General features: G+C 69.0%; 19 protein-coding genes. 8 read left to right on the top strand and 11 right to left on the bottom strand.

Annotation, left to right across the window (positions count from 1 at the left end; all coding sequences use genetic code 11):
* Nucleotides 1-143: 143 nt before the first annotated feature.
* Together ACWGSK_RS13020 and ACWGSK_RS13015 are read right to left on the bottom strand one after the other, a co-directional pair.
* Nucleotides 144-437, bottom strand: coding sequence for an antibiotic biosynthesis monooxygenase (locus ACWGSK_RS13020; RefSeq protein ID WP_358514183.1), 294 nt, complete (start codon nt 435-437; stop codon nt 144-146).
* Between the two features lie 77 nt (nt 438-514).
* The gene (locus ACWGSK_RS13015; RefSeq protein ID WP_452455895.1) at nt 515-4231 is read right to left on the bottom strand and encodes a CDP-glycerol glycerophosphotransferase family protein; all 3717 of its coding nucleotides are present in this window, start codon (nt 4229-4231) and stop codon (nt 515-517) included.
* Between the two features lie 482 nt (nt 4232-4713).
* Here ACWGSK_RS13015 and ACWGSK_RS13010 point away from each other — a divergent pair, with 482 nt between their 5' ends.
* The 4 genes from ACWGSK_RS13010 to ACWGSK_RS12995 are packed head-to-tail and all read left to right on the top strand — an operon-like array spanning nt 4714 to nt 7236.
* Nucleotides 4714-5064, top strand: coding sequence for a DUF6703 family protein (locus tag ACWGSK_RS13010; RefSeq protein WP_358514187.1), 351 nt, complete (start codon nt 4714-4716; stop codon nt 5062-5064).
* A 60-nt stretch (nt 5065-5124) separates the two neighbouring features.
* A complete protein-coding gene (locus ACWGSK_RS13005) occupies nt 5125-5976 on the top strand; it encodes a metal ABC transporter ATP-binding protein (RefSeq protein WP_358514189.1) in 852 nt (283 codons plus the stop codon).
* The gene (locus tag ACWGSK_RS13000; protein WP_358514191.1) at nt 5969-6862 is read left to right on the top strand and encodes a metal ABC transporter permease; all 894 of its coding nucleotides are present in this window, start codon (nt 5969-5971) and stop codon (nt 6860-6862) included. The genes ACWGSK_RS13005 and ACWGSK_RS13000 overlap by 8 nt, the downstream gene beginning before the upstream one ends.
* Nucleotides 6859-7236, top strand: a complete 378-nt coding sequence (locus ACWGSK_RS12995) for a Fur family transcriptional regulator (RefSeq protein WP_358514193.1) — start codon at nt 6859-6861, stop codon at nt 7234-7236. The genes ACWGSK_RS13000 and ACWGSK_RS12995 overlap by 4 nt, the downstream gene beginning before the upstream one ends.
* An 82-nt stretch (nt 7237-7318) precedes the next feature.
* On the opposite strand, the gene ACWGSK_RS12990 is transcribed toward ACWGSK_RS12995, so the two are convergent.
* The 4 genes from ACWGSK_RS12990 to recO all read right to left on the bottom strand — a co-directional run bounded on the left by ACWGSK_RS12990 (nt 7319) and on the right by recO (nt 10651).
* On the bottom strand, nt 7319-8158 hold the full coding sequence (locus tag ACWGSK_RS12990; RefSeq protein ID WP_358514195.1) for an SGNH/GDSL hydrolase family protein: 840 nt from the start codon (nt 8156-8158) through the stop codon (nt 7319-7321).
* A gap of 143 nt (nt 8159-8301) precedes the next feature.
* On the bottom strand, nt 8302-9063 hold the full coding sequence (locus ACWGSK_RS12985) for an SGNH/GDSL hydrolase family protein (RefSeq protein ID WP_358514225.1): 762 nt from the start codon (nt 9061-9063) through the stop codon (nt 8302-8304).
* Between the two features lie 32 nt (nt 9064-9095).
* Nucleotides 9096-9923: an isoprenyl transferase gene (locus ACWGSK_RS12980; RefSeq protein WP_358514197.1), complete on the bottom strand. Its 828-nt coding sequence runs from the start codon at nt 9921-9923 to the stop codon at nt 9096-9098.
* Nucleotides 9920-10651: a DNA repair protein RecO gene (gene recO / locus ACWGSK_RS12975; RefSeq protein ID WP_358514199.1), complete on the bottom strand. Its 732-nt coding sequence runs from the start codon at nt 10649-10651 to the stop codon at nt 9920-9922. The genes ACWGSK_RS12980 and recO overlap by 4 nt, the downstream gene beginning before the upstream one ends.
* 365 nt (nt 10652-11016) lie before the next feature.
* On the opposite strand from recO, the gene ACWGSK_RS12970 reads away from it, so the two are divergent.
* Entirely contained in the window at nt 11017-11898 is an 882-nt protein-coding gene (locus tag ACWGSK_RS12970; RefSeq protein WP_358514201.1) for a CAP domain-containing protein, read from the top strand.
* Between the two features lie 84 nt (nt 11899-11982).
* Here ACWGSK_RS12970 and leuA read toward each other — a convergent pair whose 3' ends face one another.
* The 3 genes from leuA to ACWGSK_RS12955 form a co-directional block, all read right to left on the bottom strand.
* A complete protein-coding gene (gene leuA / locus ACWGSK_RS12965) occupies nt 11983-13683 on the bottom strand; it encodes a 2-isopropylmalate synthase (RefSeq protein WP_358514203.1) in 1701 nt (566 codons plus the stop codon).
* Between the two features lie 442 nt (nt 13684-14125).
* Nucleotides 14126-14494, bottom strand: coding sequence for a hypothetical protein (locus tag ACWGSK_RS12960; RefSeq protein ID WP_452455894.1), 369 nt, complete (start codon nt 14492-14494; stop codon nt 14126-14128).
* A gap of 167 nt (nt 14495-14661) precedes the next feature.
* Nucleotides 14662-15801, bottom strand: a complete 1140-nt coding sequence (locus ACWGSK_RS12955; RefSeq protein WP_358514207.1) for a protein-L-isoaspartate O-methyltransferase family protein — start codon at nt 15799-15801, stop codon at nt 14662-14664.
* Between the two features lie 661 nt (nt 15802-16462).
* On the opposite strand from ACWGSK_RS12955, the gene ACWGSK_RS12950 reads away from it, so the two are divergent.
* From ACWGSK_RS12950 to ACWGSK_RS12940, 3 genes are all read left to right on the top strand, one after another.
* Nucleotides 16463-17515 carry a hypothetical protein gene (locus ACWGSK_RS12950; protein WP_358514209.1) on the top strand — a complete coding sequence of 351 codons (1053 nt, stop codon included), beginning with the start codon at nt 16463-16465 and terminating at the stop codon, nt 17513-17515.
* Between the two features lie 17 nt (nt 17516-17532).
* The gene (locus ACWGSK_RS12945) at nt 17533-18015 is read left to right on the top strand and encodes a hypothetical protein (RefSeq protein ID WP_358514211.1); all 483 of its coding nucleotides are present in this window, start codon (nt 17533-17535) and stop codon (nt 18013-18015) included.
* 229 nt (nt 18016-18244) lie between these two features.
* Nucleotides 18245-19519, top strand: a complete 1275-nt coding sequence (locus tag ACWGSK_RS12940) for a M14 family metallopeptidase (protein ID WP_358514213.1) — start codon at nt 18245-18247, stop codon at nt 19517-19519.
* A gap of 50 nt (nt 19520-19569) precedes the next feature.
* On the opposite strand, the gene ACWGSK_RS12935 is transcribed toward ACWGSK_RS12940, so the two are convergent.
* Both ACWGSK_RS12935 and gcl read right to left on the bottom strand, forming a co-directional pair.
* A complete protein-coding gene (locus ACWGSK_RS12935) occupies nt 19570-20838 on the bottom strand; it encodes an amidohydrolase family protein (protein ID WP_452455893.1) in 1269 nt (422 codons plus the stop codon).
* Nucleotides 20839-21022: 184 nt separating this feature from the next.
* Nucleotides 21023-22738 carry a glyoxylate carboligase gene (gene gcl, locus ACWGSK_RS12930; RefSeq protein ID WP_452455892.1) on the bottom strand — a complete coding sequence of 572 codons (1716 nt, stop codon included), beginning with the start codon at nt 22736-22738 and terminating at the stop codon, nt 21023-21025.
* Between the last annotated feature and the right edge of the window lie 60 nt (nt 22739-22798).

The raw sequence follows: 22798 nt of genomic DNA, 5'->3' as shown, positions 1-22798 counted from the left end.
GTCGTGTGTTGGGAACGCGGATCACGCGCGGAGCCACGGATGTGGCGCACCGGGCGACCGCGTCACCCCAGGCTAGAGCAACCAAGGGACTCTCGCGCACTCCTTTCCCAGGACCGGGGCCGGCCGACCCGCCGCGTATCAGGTCAAGGGGTCTTCGCGGGGTGGAGGATCTCGAAGGCGCTGGGTTCGTCGATGGCTCGGGACAGCAGCGGCACGGCGGTGACCTTGACCTCGTAGGAGGACAGGGCGCGACGGTAGAAGCCGGCGCCGTCCCACTCGGTCACGACGGTCCACAGGGTGGGATCGTCGGCGGCACGGCCGATGCGGTGCCACCGGAATCCGGGGCGTTCGGCGAGTACCGCCACGGCGGCGTCGGCGTCGGTTCGGAAGGCCTCGGTGTCGGCCTCGGGCACGGAGTAACGGGTGATGACGATCACGATCCCATTGTGGCCCAGGAGACGGGCCGGGCCGTCCCGGGAGTCCCGGAACGGCCCGTGATCGGGTCTTTCCGCACCTACTCGCCGAACACCCGGTCCACGACCCTGGCGGAGGCCCGACCGTCGTCCAGCGGGCAGAACCGTTCGACGAACGACCGGTACTTGGCGCTGTTGCGCGCCGCGACCTCGTCGATGTCGAGCAGGGCCTCGATGACGTCGTCGGACTCGGTCAGCAACGGGCCGGGCGCGGTCTCCTCGAAGTCGAAGTAGAAGCCGCGCAGGTTGTCCCGGTAGCCCTCCAGGTCGTAGGTGAAGAAGAGCATGGGACGCCCGGTGTTGGCGAAGTCGAACATCATCGACGAGTAGTCGGTGACGAGCACGTCGGTGATCAGGAACAGTTCCATGATCTCCGGGTACAGGGACACGTCGTAGACGAAGTCCTCACCGACGATCGGCACGCTGTCGACCACACGGGGGTGGCGGCGCACCAGCAGCACGTGGTCGTCGCCGAGCTTCTCGTACATCCGGCGCAGGTCCAGGTGCAGGTCGAGCTTGTGCTTGCCCCGGGTGTAGTACTTGTCGTCACGCCAGGTCGGCGCGTACAGCACGACCTTCTTGCCCTCGGGCAGGCCCAGGACGCGCCGGATGCGTTCGGCGACGCGCTCCTTGTCCGCGGAGAAGAAGATGTCGTTGCGCGGGTAGCCGGTCTCCAGGATCTCGCCGTCGAAGCGGAAGGCGCTGCGCAGGATCGGTGTCGCCCAGGGGCTGGGCGAGACCAGGTAGTCCCACTGCTGTGTCTCCCAGGCCAGCTTGTCGAAGTAGTCGCGCGACTTGCCACGGATGTTCTCCACGTCGAAGCCGATGCGCTTGAGCATCGACCCGTGCCAGGTCTGCACGACCAACTGGTCGGGGTGGCGATGGAACCAGGCGGGCTGGCGGGAGTTGGTCACCAGGTAGCGGCTGCGAGCCAGCTCCCGGTAGAACTCCTCGCCCTTGTGACGGACCGGGGTGAGGTCGTCGGGCAGGCGCACCTGCCCGTCGGCGACCAGCCACGACATCGGGTAGTCGGCCCAGCCCTCGCGCTCGCGCAGCTCCGCGTAGATGCTCTGCGGGCTGTCGGAGTACTGACGACCGGTGTAGGTGTCGAACAGGACGCCATCGGTCACCGGCAGTTCGCGCTGGGCCGGGTAGAAGACCTCGCGCAGGCGACGCTGGGCGAAGGTGCCCCGCTCCACCGGGCGCAGGTCGCTACCGACCTGGATCACCGGGATGCCACGGTTCTGGTAGGTGAGCGTGTAGGTGCGCTCGGGGCTCTCGGTCTGCGACGGCAGCTCACCGATGATGGCGTCGGCGAACTCCACGCCCACGTCGACGGTGGCCTCCGAGCCCTCGTCGGCGCCCTCCTCCCCGATACGCCCCCACAGCTGGTAGGAGCCGGCCGGCAGGGAGATCTCGCCGGACAGGGTGCGGATGCGGGAGGGATCGAAGCGGGTGGTGAAGCGGCCCCCGTCGCGTTCGATTTCGAGTTCGTGCTCCTCGTCGCGGCCCCGGGCCTTGGCGACGATGCGCAGGTCCACCCCGGCGGGGAAGTCACCGCCCAACACGAGGGTGCGCTCCTGCCACTCCGCGCTGTCCACCACGGGATGGGCACGACCGGCGCGCAGCTTCAGGTGGCCGGTGGCGCTGCGCAGCACCACGAGTTCCTGCTGGGCACCGTCGGAGTTGTAGGGACGTCCGGGCACCTCGTCCGGCAGGATCAGGGGCACCCGGGCCCCCGCCTCCGTCACGAGTTCGGCGTCCCACTCCTCCTGGCGGATCACACCGCCGCACTCGCTCAGGCTCCGGGCGAAGAGCTCGTCGGCGCGCACGCGTGCCCTGAACCGACCGCCCTCGATCCGGACCGGGTAGGTCAGGCGAGCGGTGCCGGGACGGCGGATCAGGCGCATCCCGGTGGCCTCCGCCGCGGGCGGGGCCAGCAGTTCGCCCTCGATGTGGAGTTCGGCGTCGCGCTTCTCGAAGTGGTGTTCGGTGACGCGGGCACGGGCGGGTTCGACGCTGATGAGCAGGTGGCGTTCCCGGCTCCAGTGCGGGCGGATCCACATGTCGCCGCCGACGCTGTGGTAGCCAGGGCGCTCGGGCTGACCGGAGACGGGGTTGGAGATGAACTTGCGTCGGGTCAGGCCGCGGTTGAACACCACCAGTTCGAGCTTCCAGTCGCCGGGCTCCCAGGTGCGCGACGAGCGCAGTCGACGCGGGTCCACGATCGCGGTGAAGCCCCCGTAGTCGTGACGGGCCGCGTCGGGCAGGTCGGGCAGACGGTACTCGGCGGCCAGGCGGACCTGGACGGGTACGCGGATGCGTCGCTTGGTGGCGGTGTTGACCGCGAAGGCGACGATGTGCTGGTGCCAGCGCTTGTGGGCGCGCAGGTGGCGGATGCCGACGCGCCCCTTGATGTGCAGGCGCCCGTCCTCCCAGTGGACGGCCTCGGTCTTCTGCCGGACCTTGATCTCGTCCTCGAGCCGGTAGATCTCCCGGGGCACGGACTTGGTCTGATCGTCGGTCTCGAAGAAGGGGTAGCGGATGTAGTAGCCCAACCCCTGACGGACGGCGGGCGCCTTCTTGATCTCGACGCTCTTGGCGAAGGTGGCGACCTCCAGCACGTCCTGGGAACGGCGCTTGCGCACCAGGTGGTACAGGAGTCGGTTCAGGACCGACAGGCCGCGCAGCAGGGACGGGGACACGTGGTCCAGGTAGGCGTTGACCAGGTCCATGGCGATCTCGCGCACCTGCGCGTCCGCGTCGTCCAGGCGCAAGAGGAGGTTGTGGATCTCGCCCTGGAGGAGGGTACGGTCCCACAGTTCGCGGTCGGCCGCGCCCAGATCCTCGGCGATCCGGCGCATCGCGGTCAGCCGCCGCTTCAGGACGGCCTGTTCCAGCGGCAGCCGGGTGTCGGTGCGTTCGCGCTTGAGCAGCACCGGGGCGGGCAGGACGTCGACGGCGTCGGCGCTCAGTGAGAGTCGCCGGACGGCGAGGTCGTCGTCCTGCGGGTCGATCTCGGGCGCGGTGCGCGAGAGCCAGAACTCCTTGCGCCAGAGCCGGTTGCCCAGGGTGGCGTCGGAGGCGAGGCCACCGATGTTGCGGGGGTCCTCGGCCAGGCGGAGACGGCCGCAGAGTCTCTTGTGCGCCTTGGAGGGCGAGGCGCCCAACTCGTTGAACCGGTACACGTTGCCGATGACCAGGTCCGAGCGCGTGTCGGTGGCGCTGTGGAACAGGTGGGCGACCGCGTAGCTGGTCAGGGCGTCGGAGCCGGTGAGGAAGAGCAGGTGGCTGCCGCCGGCCTCGGCCGCGCCGCGTGCGCGGGCCTCGGGGTGGTGCGGCGCCGGTTCCCCGTCCAAAAGCCGAACGCGCAGGCCGGCGGGCGGTGCCTGCGCGAAGGCGCGGGCCGTCGCCAAGCCGTCCTCGCGCGCGGAGGCGACGGCCTCGTCGCCCTGCTCGTCCTCCTCGGGACCGGGCCCCTCGGAGCCGGTCTCGGGCTCCTCGTTGTCCTCGTTGTCACCGTTGGTATCCGATTCGGTGGCCCGCCCCTCGGGGACCTCCGGATCGGTGGACTCGTCGACGGTGTCGCCACCGCCGTTACGGACCGGCACGAGGACGATCTCGGTGTCGGTCCTGGCGTCGTCGGGCGACGCGTCCCCGGTCTGGACCTCGTCGCGTTGACGGGCCAGTGAGTCGAGGCAGTTCTGCAGATGAGGCTCGGTGACGTCGAACGTCACGATGACTGTGGGTTCGGGCACGGAAGTTGACACCCTCCGGAGGGTTCGTCGCGGTGCGACGTGCGGGCACCGTAGTGCGGACGGTCCGCGCTGATCAGACGGTCACTAACTGAATGTAGAAGGTACTTGACCCTTCGTGCACCGAGCCCCGGACAGCGAAAACCGGGGGGAGAGGGGCTGCGAGGGACGGGCGACGGTGCCCGCTCCCACGCCGCGGTGCCCTGCGACAGGGTCTGACCCACGAACTCGGCTTCCTCCCTGGACGGGATTTCCACTCGACGATCCTCGACCTTCGAGTGGTGTCGCACGCCTCGCGGCGGCGGCCGGTTCCTGCTTCACTGACATGGGCTTCACTGACATGGTGTGACCCAGAGGTCTCGGCAGACTGGCACGGATCGCCTACCCGCGCATGCCCGCCACCTGCGGCGGACACGCATGTGAATCTACCAGGCAAGCGGGACGGGACATCCCGATGAACACCGATGAAGGGGAAACGGGCGACGATGACCTCTCCCGAGCACGAAGACGAGCGCCCACTTCCCGAGGGGGACTCCCTGTTCACTCCGGGCGCGGGCCGACTGCGCCGCGAGGTGGAGCGGCGCAGCGCGGTCCCACTGGTGTGGTTGCACCAACGCCCTCGGTGGTCGGCACCGGTGGCGCTGGGCGCCCTGTTCATCGCGGGCCTGATGGCGCCGGGTGTGCCGGGGGCACTCTGTCTGGCCCTGGTGGTGGTGTTCTTCTCATGGTTGGCGTACCTGACCTGGCCGACCCTGGACCGACGCCGGCGGGCGCCCCGGATACTGATGATCCTGGTGGTGTCGGTGTTGGCGGTGGCCCGTGTCCTGGGCTATTGACCTGCGGCGAACCGAACATCAAGTTTTGACAACCATTTTCGTTTTCGCCATAATGTGTGAGTGTCTGACCAGTTCACCGGGGCGAGGGCGAACGCCCCCGAGACCCCGCCCGCCTTCCAGGCCATCGACGCGCACGCCGCCTACGACGGCGCTCCCGTCCTCAACGGCGTCGACCTTCGGATCCCTTCAGGTCAGACCATGGCCGTCCTGGGACCCAACGGTTCGGGCAAGTCGACCCTGATGCGCGCGATGCTCGGCATCGTCCCGCTCACCTCAGGTGAGATCCGGATCCACGGCACGCCGCTGCGCCGCTTCCGCGACTGGAAGCGCATCGGCTACGTGCCCCAGCGGCTCACCGCCGGGGGCGCCGTGCCCGCCACCGTCCGCGAGATCGTCGCCTCGGGTCAGGTCGCCCGACGCCGCAGATTGTCGCTGTCCACCAAGGCCGACCGAGCCGCCGTCGACGACGCCCTGGCCGCCGTCGACCTGAGAGACCGGGCCGGCGACGCCGTACGCGAGCTCTCCGGCGGCCAGCAGCAGCGGGTGCTCATCGCCCGCGCGCTGGCCGGACGCCCCGACACCTTCGTCATGGACGAACCCATGGCCGGGGTGGACGCCGAGAACCAGCGGGCACTGGCCCGCGCCATCGCACGCCTGCGCGAACAAGGCAGCACCGTGGTCCTGGTCCTGCACGAGTTGGGGCCGCTGGAGAACGTCATCGAACGCGCCGTGGTCCTGGAGCACGGCCGGTCGGTGCACGACGGCGCCCCGCCCGAGGCCACCGGTGAGTGCGCGCGGCCCGGGCACGAACACCAGCACCCCCACCCCGATCCCAACGACCCCGACCCCCGCGTGGCGCCCACCGACGTGAACGCGGAGATCGTCCGACTAGAGGTGCCCCACCGTGACTGAACTGCTGCACTACGAGTTCATGCGGCGGGCACTGATCGCCGCCGTGCTGGTGGGTCTGGTCACCCCGGTGATCGGCACCTTCCTCGTCCAGCGGCGTCTGGCCCTGCTGGGCGACGGCATCGGCCACGTCGCGCTGACCGGTGTGGCGCTGGGCCTGATGACCAGCACCTCCCCCGTGGTGACCGCCGCGGTGGTGGCGACCCTGGGCGCCGTCCTCATGGAGTTGGTCCGGGTCCGTACCCGCACCAGCGGCGACGTGGCGCTGGCGCTGCTGTTCTACGGCGGCATCGCCGGTGGCGTGCTGCTCATCGGGCTGACGCCGGGGGCGAGCAACGCCACCCTGACCTCCTTCCTGTTCGGTTCGGTGAGCACCGTCGCCGAGGAGGACATCTGGGTCGTGGGCGTACTGGCCGTGGGCGTACTGGCGGTCCTGGCGATCTTCGGCCGGGAGCTGTTCGTGCTGTGCCAGGACGAGGAGGTGGCCCGGGCCCACGGGCTGCCGGTGCGCTTCCTCAGCATCCTGTTGGCGGTGACCGCGGCGTTGACCGTGGTGATCGCGATGCGGGTGGTGGGCGTGCTGATGGTGAGCGCCCTGATGATCGTCCCCGTCGCCGCGGCGCAGCAGCTCAGCCGCAGTTTCCGTGTGACCATGGGCCTGGCCGTGCTCATCGGCCTGCTGTCCTCGGTGGGCGGACTGACCACCGCGTTCTATTCGGACCTGGCTCCCGGAGCCACCATCGTCCTCCTGGCCCTCGCGGTGTACTGCGTGGCCGTGGTCGCCGGTGGGGTTCTGCGCCGGGCCACCAAGGGCCGTGGGGTGGCGCCGACATCGACAGGCCCCACGGATACGATGCTCCAGACCGATCGGGGGAAGGTGACACCATGAGTACACGACGTGAGGCCGTGCATCAGGCACTGACGGCCTCCTCCGGTTTCCGTAGTGCGCAGGACCTTTACGCGGACCTGCGGGCCGACGGCTCCAAGATCGGCCTGACCACCGTCTACCGCGCCCTCCAGGCGCTGAGCGACTCGGGCGACGTGGACGTGCTCCGCACCGACGAGGGCGAGGCCGTCTACCGCGCGTGCGACACCGAGAACCACCACCATCACCTGGTCTGCCGGGTGTGCTCCACCGCGGTGGAGATCGAGGGGCCCGCGGTGGAACGCTGGGCCGCCGAGATCGGCGCCCAACACGGTTTCACCGGGGTGACCCACACCGTCGAGGTCTTCGGTACCTGCGCCGAGTGCTCCAAGGGCTGAACCGTTTCGCTCGCCCTCATGAGTGAGGCCCCCACCGATCGGTGGGGGCCTCACTCATGCTCGGACGGCTCCGGGCACCGGGTCAGTCGGTGCGATGGTGCGTGGGCTCGCAGCGTTGCAGGGTGGGGCGCTTGGCGCTCACACCGTCGCCGGAGGAGCGACCGGTCAGCCGGCGGTGGATCCACGGGACCAGGAACTCTCGCGCCCAGTGCAGGTCCTCGTGGCGGGCGGTACGCCAGTCACGGGGCTCCGGCGGGGGCCAGGGTTCGTTCCAGTCGCCCTCGACCGGCACGTCCAGCACCTCGCACACGCGCAGGGCCAGGCGCCGGTGACCTTCAGAGGACAGATGCAGGCGATCCCAGCTCCAGGCACGGTTGTCGTCGAGGGCGCGCATGCTCCACACGTCGACGACCTCGCAGCCGTACTTGTCGGCGACCGCGCGCATGTGCATGTTGTAGGTGGCGATCTTGCCGCGCAGGTGGCGCATGACCGGCTGCCAGTTGGTGTCGAAGCCGGTGAAGATGACCACCCGGGCGCCGGTGGCGCGCAGTTCGGCCACCATCGACTCGAAGATCGCCACGACCTGGTCCGGATCGCTGCCGGGGCGCAGGATGTCGTTCCCGCCCGCGCACAGGGTGACGAGGTCGGGCTTCATCTCGACCGCGCGCGGCACCTGCTCGTCGCGGATCTGGCGAATGAGGCGACCTCGGATCGCGAGGTTGGCGTAGCGGATCTCACCGACGTGTTCGGCGAGATGCTCGGCCACACGATCGGCCCAACCCCGATAGCGGCCGTTGGGCACGCTGTCGCTGTCCGGGTAATGATCGCTCATACCCTCGGTGAAGCTGTCACCGAGGGCGACGTAGGACAGGATGTCCTTGCTCTTCCATTCACCGGAGGAACCGGTCCGCACACCACTCATGGTGTTCGATGATGCAACCCGAGACCCGGGTTACGCGACAGTAGGTTGATGGTTCGTCACGTTTTGGGGTGGACCTCACACCACGGGCGGTGCGCCCTGGGTCGCTCGGGGCGACCGCCCATGGTCCCCGCCCGCCGACCGGGTCAACGATCCTTGGTCAGGGGCGTCAGTTCAGGACGTTTGGCGGTCACCGTGTCACCGGAGGAACGCCCGGTAAGGCGGCGGCCGATCCACGGGCCCAGGGACTCCTTCACCCAGTGCAGGTCCTCACGGCGCGCCTGGGCCCAGCGCACCGGATCGATCTCGGGCCAGGGCTCGTCCCAGCGCTCGGAGGTGGGAACGCCGAGGACGTCGGCCACGCGCAGCGCCAACCGACGGTGTCCCTCGGGGGACATGTGCAGTCGGTCCTCGTCCCAGGCGCGGGAGTCGGTGAGCACGTCCATGGACCACTGGTCGACCACGTGACAGCCGTACTCGTCGGCGATCGCGCGCACGTTCATGTAGTAGCGCGCGAACAGGCCGATGGTGCCGCGCATGTACCCGGTCGCGATGTTCACGCCGGTGAAGAGGACCACGTCGCTACCGCCCTCGCGCAGGCGGGACACGGTGTGCTCCAGGACGCGGGCCAGGCGCTCGGGGTCACCGGCCGGGCGCAGCAGGTCGTTGCCGCCGGCGCACAGGGTCACCAGGTCCGGGGCCATCTCCAGGGTGGGCGGCAGCTGGTCGGTGACGATCTGCCGGATGAGCTTGCCGCGTACCGCCAGGTTGGCGTAGCGGATCTCTCCGACGTGGTCGGCCAGGTGTTCGGCCAGCCGGTCGGCCCAACCGCGGAACACCCCGGAGCCGTCCGCGTAGGGGTCTCCCACGCCCTCGGTGAAGCTGTCCCCCATCGAGACCAGGGACATCCCGGGTCGGATCAGTGCGTCCTCGCGATCCTTCACTTCTTCTCCCCCTCGACCGGGTTGGGCACGGCACCTCCGTACCGGCGGTCCCGGCTCGCGTAGATCTCACAGGCACGCCACAGGTCGCGGCGGTCGAAGTCGGGCCAGAGTGTCTCCAGGAAGACGAACTCGGCGTAGGCGCTCTGCCACAGCAGGAAGTTGGACAGCCGCTGTTCCCCGGAGGAGCGCACGAACAGGTCCACCGGGGGGACCTCGGGGGCGTACAGCTGCTGGGAGATCGTGTCCTCGGTGATCTTCTCCGGGGACATGCGGCCCTCGGCGACCTGACGGGCCAGAGCGCGGGCGGCGTCGACGATCTCGGCCTGGCCGCCGTAGTTCACGCAGAACTGGAGGGTCAGCGCCGTGTTGTCCTTGGTCATCTCCTCGGCGTCCTTGAGCTCGGAGATGACGCTCTTCCAGAGCATCCCCGCGCGTCCGGACCACTTGACGCGCACGCCACGGGCGTGCAGCTCGTCACGGCGCCGACGGATGACGTCGCGGTTGAAGCCCATCAGGAACCGCACCTCGTCGGGGGAACGCTTCCAGTTCTCGGTGGAGAAGGCGTAGGCGGACAGGTTGGACACACCCATCTCCAGGGCGCCCTCGACCACGTCGAAGAGGGAGGCCTCCCCCGCCTTGTGGCCCTCGGTGCGCGGCAGACCGCGTTCCTTGGCCCAGCGGCCGTTGCCGTCCATGACCACGGCGATGTGGCGGGGTACCAGGTCGGCGGGGATCCGGGGGGGCCGCGCCCCACTGGGGTGCGGGACGGGTGCGGTGTACTCCCGCTGGTCCCGCCCTCCTTTGTCGAAGCTGAACAGGCTCAAGAACGCTCCACATGGCGCAGGGATCGAATTCCGTTCTCCAGGTGCCACTGTAGGTAGGCCGCGACCATCCCACTGCACTCGGAGCGGTGCCTGCCGTCGCTGGCGTCCGCGCTGCCCCAATCGCCTCCGAGCAGGTCGAACATGAGTCGAACCGTCTCGGGGGCGGGGTACACGGAGCCGTGCGGGCGGCACACCGAGCAGACCATACCGCCGGCGTGCACCGCGAAGGCACGGTGTTCCCCCCGGGTTCCGCAGCGCGCGCACTCGGTCAGGGCCGGGGCGTAGCCGGCCACGGCCAGCGACCGCAGGAGGTAGGCGTCCAGGACCAGCCTGGAGTCGTGGCCTCCCTCACCCAGGGTACGTAGGGCACCGATGAGCAGGAGGAACTGGCGCAGCGCCGGATCCTTCTCCACCGCGACGACCTTCTCGGCCGTCTCCAACATCGCGGTCGCGGCGGTGTACCGGGAGTAGTCGTGGGCCACCGCCGTGCCGTAGGACCGAATGGTCTCGGCCTGGGTGATGACGTCGAGGGATCGCCCGGTGTGCAGTTGGAGGTCGACGTGGGTGCACGGTTCCAGGCGGGCGCCGAAGCGGGACTTGGTACGGCGCACGCCCTTGCCGACGGCGCGCACCAGTCCGGTGCGGCGGGTCAGGAGGGTGACGATGCGGTCGGCCTCGCCCAACTTCTGGTTGCGCAGGACCACACCCTCGTCTCGGTAGAGGCTCACCCCTCCATTGTCGCGGATGCGTCAGACCATCTGGTCGGCCGCTCCCGGAAAGACCGACCAGACGGTCTGTCCATACCGACGCGCACACCCCTGAAGTGGTTTAGTACCGTTTAGATTCCCTTTTTAGGACATTTGCTCTACTCTCACGCGCTAGGGAGTTTCGACGTTCGGGATGTGCCGCCCTTCCCCCTCGGCTTCACAGGACCCCCGACGTCGCACACGCTCCTTCTGACGCGGGCACGGGAACGATCACCCCGAGACGGATCTCGGCCCCGACCCGTATCCCCACGGGGGTGCCCGCGCGATCCCCGACCCCGCACGGAAGGTACAGCGAAATGGCGCGAGGCCGCCGAGGCAGGCGCAGGATGAGCGCTCGCGAACAGCGCTCGCTCCGCGACCACCCGTCATCGGAGTACGACGCTCGTTACGACGACGAGTACGACGATGACTTCGACGCGCGGGGCCATGGCTCCGCGCGTCGCAAGAAGCGCCGAGTGGTGCCCCTGGTCGCCGGGATCATCGCCGTTCCGGTCGGGCTGACCCTGGCCGGGGCCCTGGTCCTGAACACGGTCGGCGAGGACGGTTCGGACGCGGCCGATGGCGCGAGCGCCGTCGGAGAGATCGGGGAGGGCGCCGTCGCCGACGACTCCCAGGTCCCCGAGAACGCGGAGGACGACGATTTCTTCGACGAACCGACCGCGACGCCGGAGCGCGCCGAGCCCTCCGGTGACAGCGCGACCCTCAGCGCGCAGGCGACCGCCACGTTCTCCCCCCAGGACGGCGAGGACGCCGGCTCCGAGGGCGACGGCGGTGGTGGAAACGGCGACGGTGGTGGAGGCAACGGAGGCGGCGGTGGCGACGGCACCACCTCCAACGCCGGTGGCCCCCTGGCCAACGAGGTCGTGAACCTGGTCAACAGCGAACGTTCCGCGAACGGCTGCGAACCGGTGCACGTGGACGACCGGCTGACCGCCGCCGCCCAGGAGCACAGCGACGACATGGCCGCCCGTGACTACATGGCGCACCAGAGCCCGGACGGGGAGGGCCCCGGCGAGCGAGCGAACCGCCACGGCTACGACTCCTGGGGCGCGGAGAACGTGGCCAAGGGGCAGCAGAGCGCCGAGCAGGTCATGGACGCCTGGATGAACAGCGAGGGCCACCGCGCCAACATCCTCAACTGCGACCTGCAGGCCATCGGCGTCGGCGAGGCCGACCGGGCCTGGACGCAGAAGTTCGGCTACGAGTAGTTCGAGGAACACGCGCGACGGGCCGCGTCCCCGATGGGGGCGCGGCCCGTTCCCTCAGTGCCAGGGGTCGGTTTCGAGCGTGGCTCAGGCGCGGCCGATGGCGCTGCACATGGCCTTCAGAGAAGCCGTCGTGATGTTGCTGTGGATGCCCACGCCCCACACGACCTCGCCGTCGATCTCGGCCTCCACGTAGGCGGCGGCGCGGGCGTTGCCGTCCTCGCCCATGGAGTGCTCCACGTAGTCGTTGACGCGCACCTTGACGTCGACGTCGGTCAGCGCGTCGGCGAACGCGGAGATGGGACCGTTGCCGGTGCCCTTCAGCTCACGGATCTCGCCGTTGACGCGGGCGTCGGCCTCGATCGTGTACGTGCCGTCCTCACCGGTGCTGGAGCGGTGCGCCAGAACCGCGACCGGGCCCTCGTCGGCCAGGTAGGTCTTGGAGAAGATCTCCCAGATGCGGCCGGCCGGGAACTCGCCGCCCTCGGCGTCGGTGAACTGTTGGATGACCTGCGAGAACTCGATCTGCAGGCGACGCGGCAGGTCCAGGGAGTGGTCCCGCTGCATGATGTAGGAGACGCCGCCCTTGCCGGACTGGCTGTTGACCCGGATGACCGCCTCGTAGTTGCGGCCCACGTCCTTGGGGTCGATGGGCAGGTACGGCACGTCCCAGGGGTACTCCTCGACGGGGACCCCGGCCTCGACGGCGCGCTTGTTCAGGTCGTCGAAGCCCTTCTTGATGGCGTCCTGGTGGGAGCCGGAGAAGGCCGTGTAGACCAGGTCCCCGCCGTAGGGGTGGCGCGGGGCCACGGGCAGTTGGGTGCAGTGCTCGACCGTGCGGCGGATCTCGTCGATGTCGGAGAAGTCGATCTTGGGGTCGACGCCCTGGCTGAACAGGTTCAGACCCAGGGTGACCAGGCAGACGTTGCCGGTGCGCTCACCGTGGCCGAACAGGCAGCCCTCGACGCGGTCGGCGCCGCCCATGACCGCCAGTTCGGCGGAGGCCACACCGGTGCCGCGGTCGTTGTGCGGGTGCACGGACAGGACCACGTGCTCGCGGCGGGACAGGTTGCGGCTCATCCACTCGATCTGGTCGGCGTAGATGTTGGGGGTGGCCCGCTCGACGGTGGCCGGCAGGTTCAGGATGATCTCGCGTCCCGGGCCGGGGTTCCACACGTCCATGACGGCCTCGCAGACCTCCAGGGCGAAGTCCAGCTCGGTGTCGACGAAGATCTCCGGCGAGTACTGGTAGCCGAAGTACTCGGTCTCGCCCAGGTACTGCTCGGCGAAGCGTACGACGTGGCGGGTGCCCTGGACCGCGATGTCCTTGCACGCCTCCTCGTCCACCTTGAAGACGACGCGACGGAAGGTGGGCGCGGTGGCGTTGTACAGGTGCACGGTGGAGCGCTTGGCGCCGATCAGGCTCTGCACGGTGCGCTCGATCAGGTCCTCGCGGGCCTGGGTCAGCACGGAGATCTGCACGTCGTCGGGGATCAGTTCGCCCTCGATCAGTTCCCGGACGAAGTCGAAGTCGGTCTGGCTGGCGGCCGGGAAGCCGACCTCGATCTCCTTGTAGCCCATCTTGACCAGCAGCTGGAAGATCTCGTGCTTGCGCGCGGGGTCCATCGGCTCGATCAGCGCCTGGTTGCCGTCGCGCAGGTCGGTGGACAGCCAACGCGGAGCCTCGGTGATGGTCTCGGCGGGCCAGGTGCGGTCCGGCAGGTCCACCGGCTTGAAGGCCTGGTAGCGCTCGAACGGCATGGAACTGTGCTTTTGCTGCGGCACCATAACGGTGTTGCTCCTCGGGAGAAATCAGTGGCACGTGATGTAACGGCCGACAAGGCAAGCCGAAGTCCCGCGGCGAGGGGCCGACCTTCTAACGATCCCCGCCGCGGCCACTAAGGAGGAGCAGCTCGCGCAACATAACGATCGTCACGCTAGCAGACGGTCGCGAAATTTCGACACTCGATGCTCACATGCTGAGACGGTGCCCACGTGATCTGGGGTGACGCGAGGGGCCCACAACGATTTGAGATGATCGTTCAAAATGGGTACCTCGACTTCAAGATACAGGCGATGAGGGCTACCCTGGAGGGGAACCCTTCAGTGCTAGGGGGGTCATACGGAGTCCGTCGGCGGGACCCAGGGTGCGGCCAACACCCGAGGCCTCGGCAGGCCGGTAAGCCCGAGCCACCGCGTGCCGGTACCGCCGACGGACATCCTTCTTCTCTCAGCCCGTAGCGCCTCGGGCCACCGTCACCGGCGGCAGCGCGAACTCCGCCCAGAGCGCGATCACCGGCTCTCCCCACTCCCAACGAAGCCGCCGCGCGCCCCACCGGTCACTGAGGTGGTCGACCATCTCCAGGTTCCGGCTCTCGGACTCGGGATCGTCCGCCTCCGGGTACGGCATCGCCTCGACCGCACTGCCCACCGGCCGCTCGGTGACGATCAGTCGCAGCATGGTGCGGGCACCGTTCCGCCCCAGGGAGAGCACGCGCACCACGTCGGCGCTGCGCCCGCCGCGCGCGGCCCGTCTCATGGTCACCGTGAGCATCTCGCTGACGCAGAGGATGACGGCCGCCTGCTTCGAGGGATCCATGCCGGGCACCTTCCTCAGGTCCCGGGCCGCGTCGAACCTGGCCCTGGTCAGCGCCTCCACGACCTGTGGATACCGACGTGAACTGGGAAAACCCGGATAGGCGGTGCGTGAACCACGTGCTCGCGGCCGGACACGTTCACACGGACCGACCCGGCCCTCGAACCCCCTCATGCGGTCACCGCCCACACCGTGCGCTCGTCGTCCAGCCAGATGGTCTGTCCCGTGGGCCCGGCCGTCACCCCGAAGCGATCCAGTCCCGGCCGCCCGACCCGCTTCCACGCCATGTGGGCGCGCGCCCACTCGTCGAAGAGCATGCGCGGGCCGCGTTGCCTGGCCAGGACCCCTCGTGGCGCCTGGGCCGCGACCGCGCCCAGCGCCCAGGAACCGGACTCCGGATCGATGAGGTAGAGGGCCACGCGCAGGTCCGACCGCAACAGCGCCGGCCGCACGATCCGCCGCACCCCGGGCATCGTCAGACCACAGCACAGCGCGCTCGCCTCGTCCATCAGGTCCCACGCGTCCAGGTCGAAGGCGTGTGACCGTTCCTCCTCACCCGGTCTGACGTACCGGGAGATCAGGGCGGCCTCGTGCTCCCCCGCGAGCGCGGGAGCCCAGGGGCGCGCCACCGTGAAGTGGCCACGGGCACGATCGTCGGCGCCCACGCGCAGGTCGGCCACCAGGTCATGGGAGAAGGAACCGCCCCAACGGGTGAGGATCCGCCCTCCGGGCAGGCACTGTTCCACCCACCGGTCGGGCAGCCGCTCGACCGGCACCGAGGAGACCACCCGGTCGAAGGGCGCTCGGATCGCGCAACCGTCCACACCGTCACCGGCCACCACCGTGGGGACCGCTCCCGCGCCCAGGAGGTTGACGCGCGCGTGATCGGCGCGGTCGGGATCGATCTCGACCGAGACCACCGCGTCCTCTCCCAGGAACCCGCACATCAGGGCGGAGCAATAGCCGCTGCCCGTACCGATCTCCAGGACGTGCATGCCGCGGGTGAGATCGGCGCGGAGCAGTAGGTCGGCGGCCCGGGAGGGCGAACACACGGAACCACCGATCGAGCGCGCGCCGTCGAGTCCGCCGGCCTGGTGGTGTCCGACCGTGGCCCCCTGGTCGGCGTAGGCGGCCTCCATCCACGCCGTCTCGTCGTGCCACCGGTCGACCTCGTCCCGCCCACCGTCCGGGACGAAGCGGTCCGGAAGGAACCGGTGGCGCGGGACCTCGGCGAAGACCTTCTCCCAGTCGGAGCCCACTCGCACCTGCGCGCGAAGACGGTCGACCATCCTCCGGTGGGCCCGGCTCACGTCCCCACCTCCCCCGCTCCGACCGGGCACGTTCTTCGTTCGATGGCCGCCGGTCCGAGCTCCACGCTCATGGAACGCTCGCGTGTCGATCGGGAGATGGACATGGGGACCTCCACATGTGGCGGGCACACGAACCGATCAGGGTCTTCGGTCCATTCACCGGCCACCGAATCCGGGTAAGGATGAACAAGGCGAGCAAACCTCGTTTTCCCCTCGGCACGGAATCCCGCACAGATATACACCGGTGATATGTATGGCGAAATCGCAGCTCCAGACCCGGGTACTCCCGCCGGGTCCGTTCTGGAATCGAAACGACGTTCGTGGCTGCCTCGCACGAAGGGACGCGGGTGCCCTCTTGGGGCTCGTGCGCCTGCACACCGGTGCGAGCCAGCAGACGATCGGTTCGGCGATCGACATGGCCCAGCCCCACGTGAGCGCGATCATGTGCGGGCGCCGTTCGGTCACCGCTCTAGACACCTGGCTCCGTGTGGCCGACGGTTTATCCATGCCCTCGCAGGCCAGAAGGGTTCTCGGACTCGCGGCCTCGGATTCCGAGAATGAAATGGAGGCGTCGTGGACAGAATCCTCCTTACGCGTTAGCGACTCCTCCCCCGCCGCGGATATGGCGCGGGAGATGGCCGAGCAGACTCTGAGGGACCTGATGAAACGTAGAGAGGCATTCGCCATCGGCGGCACGATCCTGGTCGGGGCCGCGCTGACGGAACTCCTGGAACGGTGGACCGCACCCGGCACACCAAGGACCCGAAGTGGCGGATCGACCATCGGTGTGATGGAACTGGAGCGGATCGAGGCGGCGACCGTGTGCCTGCGCCACTGGGACGAACGGTGGCGGATGGGGACACGACGCAAGGCCGTGATCGGGCAGCTCTCGGAGGTCTCGGAGTTGGTCGAGCACCGACAACGGCCCGACGTGCAACAGCGCCTGTTCGCGGTGATGGCCGAACTCGCGCGGGTCGTGGGGTCGATGTCCTTCGACTCGGGCGACCACGGCACGGCGCAGCGCTACTACTCGCTCTCCCTGCGGGCGGTCCGGTACGCGGGCCCCGAGCACTCGTCCTTCGGGGTCCGGGTGCTGGCCGACATGGCGCGTCAGATGTTGGACCTGCACCACCCCGAGGACGCGCTCGACATCACGCGCCTGGCCCTGGACCAGGCGGCCTCGCTCGGGGCCCCGCCCTCGGTCCGTGCCCTGTTACGCACGCGCGAGGGGTGGTCGTACGCGCGCATGGGTCGCGTGGCGTCGTTCGAACGCACGGTGGGTCAGGCCCAGGACCTCCTGGCACGGGAGGAGGGTCCCGCACCCGAGTGGTCGCAAAAATTCGACGAGGCCGAACTGGCCGGTGTCGTGGGCGCGCGCTACCGCGACCTGGGTCGGTCCCTGGAACGGCCCGAGTCCGAACGGTTCGCGCTGAAGTCGGTCGAGTACATCTCGTCCGCGCTGGAGCGACGTGGGACGGGCCGGGGAAGGACCCTCGACCTGATCGGACTCGGCCGCACGTACGCGGCCCTGGGAGAGGGCACGGAGTCGGCTCGTTCCGTGCGCGCGGCGCTGGGATCGGGCCCGGGCCTGGCCTCGGGGCGGGTGCGCCGACGTCTGCGCGATTGGTACGTCGAATCCTCCGCACTGCACAAAAACCCGGACACGGCGGCGATCCGTGACGAACTTCCCCTTACCCTGCTGGCAACGCCATAGAAGACAAAGGGGGCAGGATGCCACGGATCGGGATCACCGGACACTCTAACCTGACCGAGGAGAGCCGCGAGGCGGTCGTCAAGGCGCTCGGCGCGGCCCTGACGCCCTACCGAGGCGAGGACCTGGTCGGCATCTCCTGCCTGGCGCGCGGTGCCGACCGGCTGTTCGCCGAGGCCGTCCTGCGCGCGGGGGGCAAGGTCGAGGTCGTGCTCCCCTCCGCGGACTACCGGGAGAACAAAGTCAAGCCGGAGGACCGCGAGGACTTCGACGGGTTCCTCATCCGCGCGTCGTCGGTGCGCTACATGCCGCACCGGCGGGCCGGCCGCGCCGCCTACGAGGACGCCAACCAGGCGGTGCTGTCGAACGTGGAACGGCTCTTCGCGGTCTGGGACGGGCATCCCTCCGACGGACGCGGAGGCACCGCCGACGCGGTGGTCGCGGCCCGGGACCGGGGGTTGCCGGTCGAGGTGATCTGGCCGGACGGCGCCCGACGCGGGTAAGCGGTCGAGGGGCGGCGGTCGACGTGGCACGGGGGTCCCATGTGGCCGGATCCGGCCACGCTCGGCATCCGCGCGGTCACGGAAAAAGCGGGCTTCACGTGGCAAGTACTCCAAACAAGACGATTCGCCATCTCGCGGCCGGAAAATCCGCCACATTGACAGGTCGGGGTGGCCCGATCTCCAATACCGCCTAGTATTCGCCGCCTCACTCCCCGCTCATGGAGGCATAGTGGAGTACCCCTCCCCCACGACCCCCGTCAGAAGAGTCCTCGTCCCCGTCGCCGCCGGCGCCCTCCTCCTGGGGACGCTGGCCACCGGAAGCGCCACCGCCGAACCCTCCTACGGTCTGTACGAGGTCGACGGCGTGAGCACCGCCGAGGAACGTTCCGAGATCGCCGCCACCGGTGTCGCCATCGACCACGTCGGCGACGACTCGTTGCTGATCACCGGCTCGATCGACGACGTCGACGAACTGGACTCCCTCGGTTACGCCGCCGAGCCCTACGAACTCCCCGAGACCCTGGCCTCCCCCGACCCGGGCTACACCACCTACCCCGAACTGCTGGAGATCGTCGACGAGGTCGTCGCCCAGCACCCCGAACTCGCCGCCAAGGAGGTCTACGGGCAGTCCTACGAGGGCCAGGACCTGGTCGCGGTGAAGATCAGCGGCAACGTGTCCGTGGACGAGGACCGGCCCGAGGTGCTGTTCACCCACTCCCAACACGCGCGCGAACACCTCACCGTCGAGATGGCGATCTACCTGATGGACCTGCTCACCGACGGGTACGGCGAGGACGACCGGATCACCGAACTGGTCGACGGCCGTGAGATCTGGATCCTGCCCAACGTCAACCCGGACGGCAGCGAGTACGACATGGCGGATGACACCTGGCGGGACTGGCGCAAGAACCGCCAGCCCAGCGAGGGTTCGTCGGCCATCGGTACCGACCTGAACCGTAACTGGGCCTACAACTGGGGCTGCTGCGGCGGTTCCTCCGGCGACCCGGAGAGCATCACCTACCGGGGCGACGCGGCCGAGTCCGGTGTCGAGGTGGCCGCCGTCGCGGACTTCGTACGCGGCCGCGTGGTGGACGGCGAACAGCAGATCACCAGCGCCATCGACTTCCACACCTACAGCGAGCTCATCCTCTGGCCGTTCGGCCACACCTACGACGAGACCAACGACGCGATGTCGCAGGAGGAGTACGACACCCACGAGGCGCTGGGCGAGTACATGGCCGAGGCCAACGGGTACACGCCCCAACAGTCCAGCGACCTGTACGTCACGGACGGGTCCATCAACGACTGGTTGTGGGCCGACCAGGGCATCGTGAACTTCACATTTGAGATGTATCCGAAGTCGCCCGCGGACGGTGGTTTCTACCCGCCCTCGTCGGTCATCGAGCGTGAGACCTCGCGCAACGAGGAGGCGGTGCTGCGCCTGCTCGACTACGCGGACTGCCCCTACCGCATCATCGACCAGGAAGAGACCTACTGCGGCTGAGCCGCCTCATCGAGGCCCCCGGTCCGCCCGCTCGGACCGGGGCCTCTCCTCTACCCGAGGCGATCGCGATACGTCAGCCCGTCCTTGACGATGACCGACAGGTTCCGCTCGGGGTCGGCCAACAGGGAGAGGTCACGGGTGGGATCACCCTCCACCACCAACAGGTCCGCCCAGGCGCCCGGCCGCACCACCCCCAGCTCGGCCTGACCATAGGGATCGCGGGCGCCGGACATGCGCAGCAGGGCCGCGTTGCCCGAGGTGCCCACGCGCAGGGCGTCCACCGGTGACATGTACCGGTCCAGGCGGGCGAACATCCGTGATTGTCGATCACCCGCGTCCGGGGCGAAGAGCAGGTCGGTGCCGAAGGCGATCCGCGCGCCGTGATCGCGAGCCCAGGTGAACAGGTGGTCCACTCCCCGACAGACCCTGGCGTCCTTCTCCTTGGAGCGCGGGTCGGGGAAGGTGTGGTCGCCCTCGGCGAAGGGCTGGGTACTCAGCCACGCCCCCTTGCTCGCGATGAGGGCGACCGTCTCCTCGTCCGCCAACTGCCCGTGTTCGATGGAGCGGACCCCCGCGTCCAGGGCACGCTTGATCCCCTCGGTGGTGAACACGTGCACGGCGACGTAGGTTCCCCAGTCCTGGGCGGCCTGGACCGCCACCCGCAGCTCCTGCGGGGTGAACTGCACCACGTCCAGGTCGTCGTAGATCGAGGTGACCCCACCACCGGCCATGAGTTTGACCTGGCTGGCCCCCTTCTTGAGCTGTTCGCGTACGGCGGCGAGCACCCGTTCGGTGCCGTCCGCGACCCGCATGATCCCCACCTGGTCCGCTCGGGAGAGGGGCCCGCCCAGGGCGGTGGGCGCGTCGTAGACGGCGGAGAAGTCGCCGTGTCCGGCGGTCTGGGAGATCGCGGCGTTGCTCGGATAGATACGCGGACCCGGGAAGTCACCGGAGTCGATCACGTTCTTGATCGCCGCGGTGGGCCCGCCCATGTCACGCGCCGAGGTGAACCCGCGCATGAGCATGCGCCGGGCCTCGACGAGGGCCTTGCAGTGCACCAGCCCGTCCGGACCGGTCAACACTTCGAGGGCGGAGATGCCGCCGACCGCCAGATGCGTGTGGGCGTCGATGAGCCCGGGCATGAGCACCCGGGTGATCTCTCCCGCCTCACCGGCGCAGTCGATGACCCGGGCACCGTCGGGTTCGGCGACCGGGTCCGTGTGAGGGACGATCCGGTCGACGCGCCTTCCGCGCACCACCACGTGCCCGGGTTCGAGTCGGTCGTTCTCACCGTCGAAGACGCGTACGTTCTTGATCACCAGCGATGATGACTCAGAGTTCTTGTCCACATGGTCTCTGTGATCGCCTTGGGGTCTTTCGAAACCTCCGCGGATGTACCCGGCGAGGGAACGCCGGAAGCGGGGAAAGGGCCCCTCCTGCCGGTCTCGGAGGGGCCCTGCCACGGGGCTCGGGTGCAGGTCCGGCCCCGTGGCGGTCTTCGGATCAGGCGCTCGGCAGCGGCTCGAACTCCTTGACGGCGTCGATCGCCGGACCATGCGGGGTGTTGGCCTCGCGCTCGATCATGATCTCCACCAGCACCGGACGCGAGGTCGCCTTGGCCTCCTTGCGGGCCCACTCCAGGGAGTCGCGGACCTCGCCCGGTTCCCACACGCGCCGCCCGGAGCACCCGTAGGCCTCCATGAGCTTGACGTTGTCGGTGCCGTACTCGTCGTAGTGGACGTCCACCTGGTAGTTCATGTCGAACGGGATGGAGGCCTGACGGATCAGACCCAGGTACTCGTTGTTGAGCATGATGATCACGTACGGCACGTCGTACTGGGCGGCGACGGCCAGCTCCTCGACCATGTACTGGAAGCCGTAGTCACCGACGATGCCGACGACCTCGGCGTCGGGTTCGGTGTTCTTGAGCGCCTTCTTGACACCGATGGCCGCGGGGATCTCCCAGCCGAGCGGGCCCGCCTGGCCGCAGATCTGGTAGTGGCGCGGCTTGTACGCCTTCTGGTGTTGGCCGCCCCAGATCTGGTAGAGGCCGATGGCGGTGACGAAGTAGGTGTCGGCGTCGAAGACCTCGTTGATCTCCTTGTACACGCGCGGGGCCTTGACCGGGACGCTGTCGAAGTCCTCGCGACGGGTCAGGGTTTCCTTCAGCTCGCCGACGCGGGCGATCCACTCCCCCACCCGCGCCTTGGTCTCACGACGCCTGGCGGCGGCGAGCAGTTCCCGGATGAACAGTTTGGCGTCGGAGACCACGCCCAGGTCGGGTTCGAAGACCCGACCGATCTGGGTGGCCTCGATGTCGACGTGGACGAACTTGCGCTCGCCCCGGTAGACGTCGATCTGGCCGGTGTGACGGTCCGCGAAGCGCGCGCCCACCGCCAGGACCAGGTCGGACTCCAGGAAGGACGTGTTGCCGTAGCGCTGGGAGGTCTGCACGCCGGTCATGCCCGAGTACAGGGGTGAGTCCTCGTCGAAGGAACCCTTCCCCATGAGGGTGACCTGCACCGGGACCTGGAGGTACTCGGCGAGTTCGCGCAGGTCCTCGGAGGCCTCGGCCAGGATGACCCCGCCACCGGCGAGGATGAGCGGACGCTCGGCCTCCAGCAACAGGTCCAGCGCCTTCTCCACGCGTGGAAGGTGCGGCTCGACGGTGTTGATCTTGAGCGCGGCGTCCAGCGCGGGGTCGTACTCGATGACCCGCTGGGCGACGTCCAACGGAATGTCGATCAGGACCGGTCCGGGGCGCCCCTCCTGGGCGACCCGGAACGCCTCGCGGAAGATCCACGGGGCGGTGGCCGCCTCCTTGATCTGCACGGCCCACTTGGTGACGGGCTTGGCGATCTCGACGATGTCGACCGCCTGGAAGCCCTCCTTGTCGAGCAGGTCGGTGCGCTGCTGACCGGTGATGCACACGATCGGGACCGAGTCGGCGATCGCGGTGTACAGGCCGGTGATCATGTTGGTGCCGGCCGGGCCGGAGGTGCCGATGGCCACGCCGACCTTGCCGGTGGTGCGGGACCACCCGTCGGCCATGTGGGTGGCGCCCTCCTCGTGGCGGACGGTCAGGTGCTCGATGCCGCCGACGTCCTCCAGGGCCTTGTAGAGGGGGAGGATCGCCGCGCCGGGGCAGCCGAAGGCGGTGTCGACGCCTTCATCCTTGAGAACCTCCACGACGGCGTTCATCGCGGGCATTTTCGCCATGGGAGCGAACCCTTCAGTGCTGGGGTGACTGTGTGTGCCAGGGGTGGGGGCTCCGTCGTG

The organism is Nocardiopsis sp. NPDC055551, assembly GCF_053619415.1.
The sequence above is the reverse complement of the archived record's forward strand: the minus strand, read 5'-3'. Positions and strand labels throughout refer to the sequence as shown.

Coding starts and splice junctions, on each gene's coding strand:
- ACWGSK_RS12945 (WP_358514211.1), top strand. CDS start 17,533: ATGCCACGGATCGGGATCACCGGACACTCTAACCTGACCGAGGAGAGC.
- ACWGSK_RS12960 (WP_452455894.1), bottom strand. CDS start 14,494: ATGGATCCCTCGAAGCAGGCGGCCGTCATCCTCTGCGTCAGCGAGATG.
- gcl (WP_452455892.1), bottom strand. CDS start 22,738: ATGGCGAAAATGCCCGCGATGAACGCCGTCGTGGAGGTTCTCAAGGAT.
- ACWGSK_RS12970 (WP_358514201.1), top strand. CDS start 11,017: ATGAGCGCTCGCGAACAGCGCTCGCTCCGCGACCACCCGTCATCGGAG.
- ACWGSK_RS12990 (WP_358514195.1), bottom strand. CDS start 8,158: ATGAGTGGTGTGCGGACCGGTTCCTCCGGTGAATGGAAGAGCAAGGAC.
- ACWGSK_RS12985 (WP_358514225.1), bottom strand. CDS start 9,063: ATGTCCCTGGTCTCGATGGGGGACAGCTTCACCGAGGGCGTGGGAGAC.
- ACWGSK_RS12950 (WP_358514209.1), top strand. CDS start 16,463: ATGAAACGTAGAGAGGCATTCGCCATCGGCGGCACGATCCTGGTCGGG.
- ACWGSK_RS13010 (WP_358514187.1), top strand. CDS start 4,714: ATGACCTCTCCCGAGCACGAAGACGAGCGCCCACTTCCCGAGGGGGAC.
- ACWGSK_RS12995 (WP_358514193.1), top strand. CDS start 6,859: ATGAGTACACGACGTGAGGCCGTGCATCAGGCACTGACGGCCTCCTCC.
- leuA (WP_358514203.1), bottom strand. CDS start 13,683: ATGGTGCCGCAGCAAAAGCACAGTTCCATGCCGTTCGAGCGCTACCAG.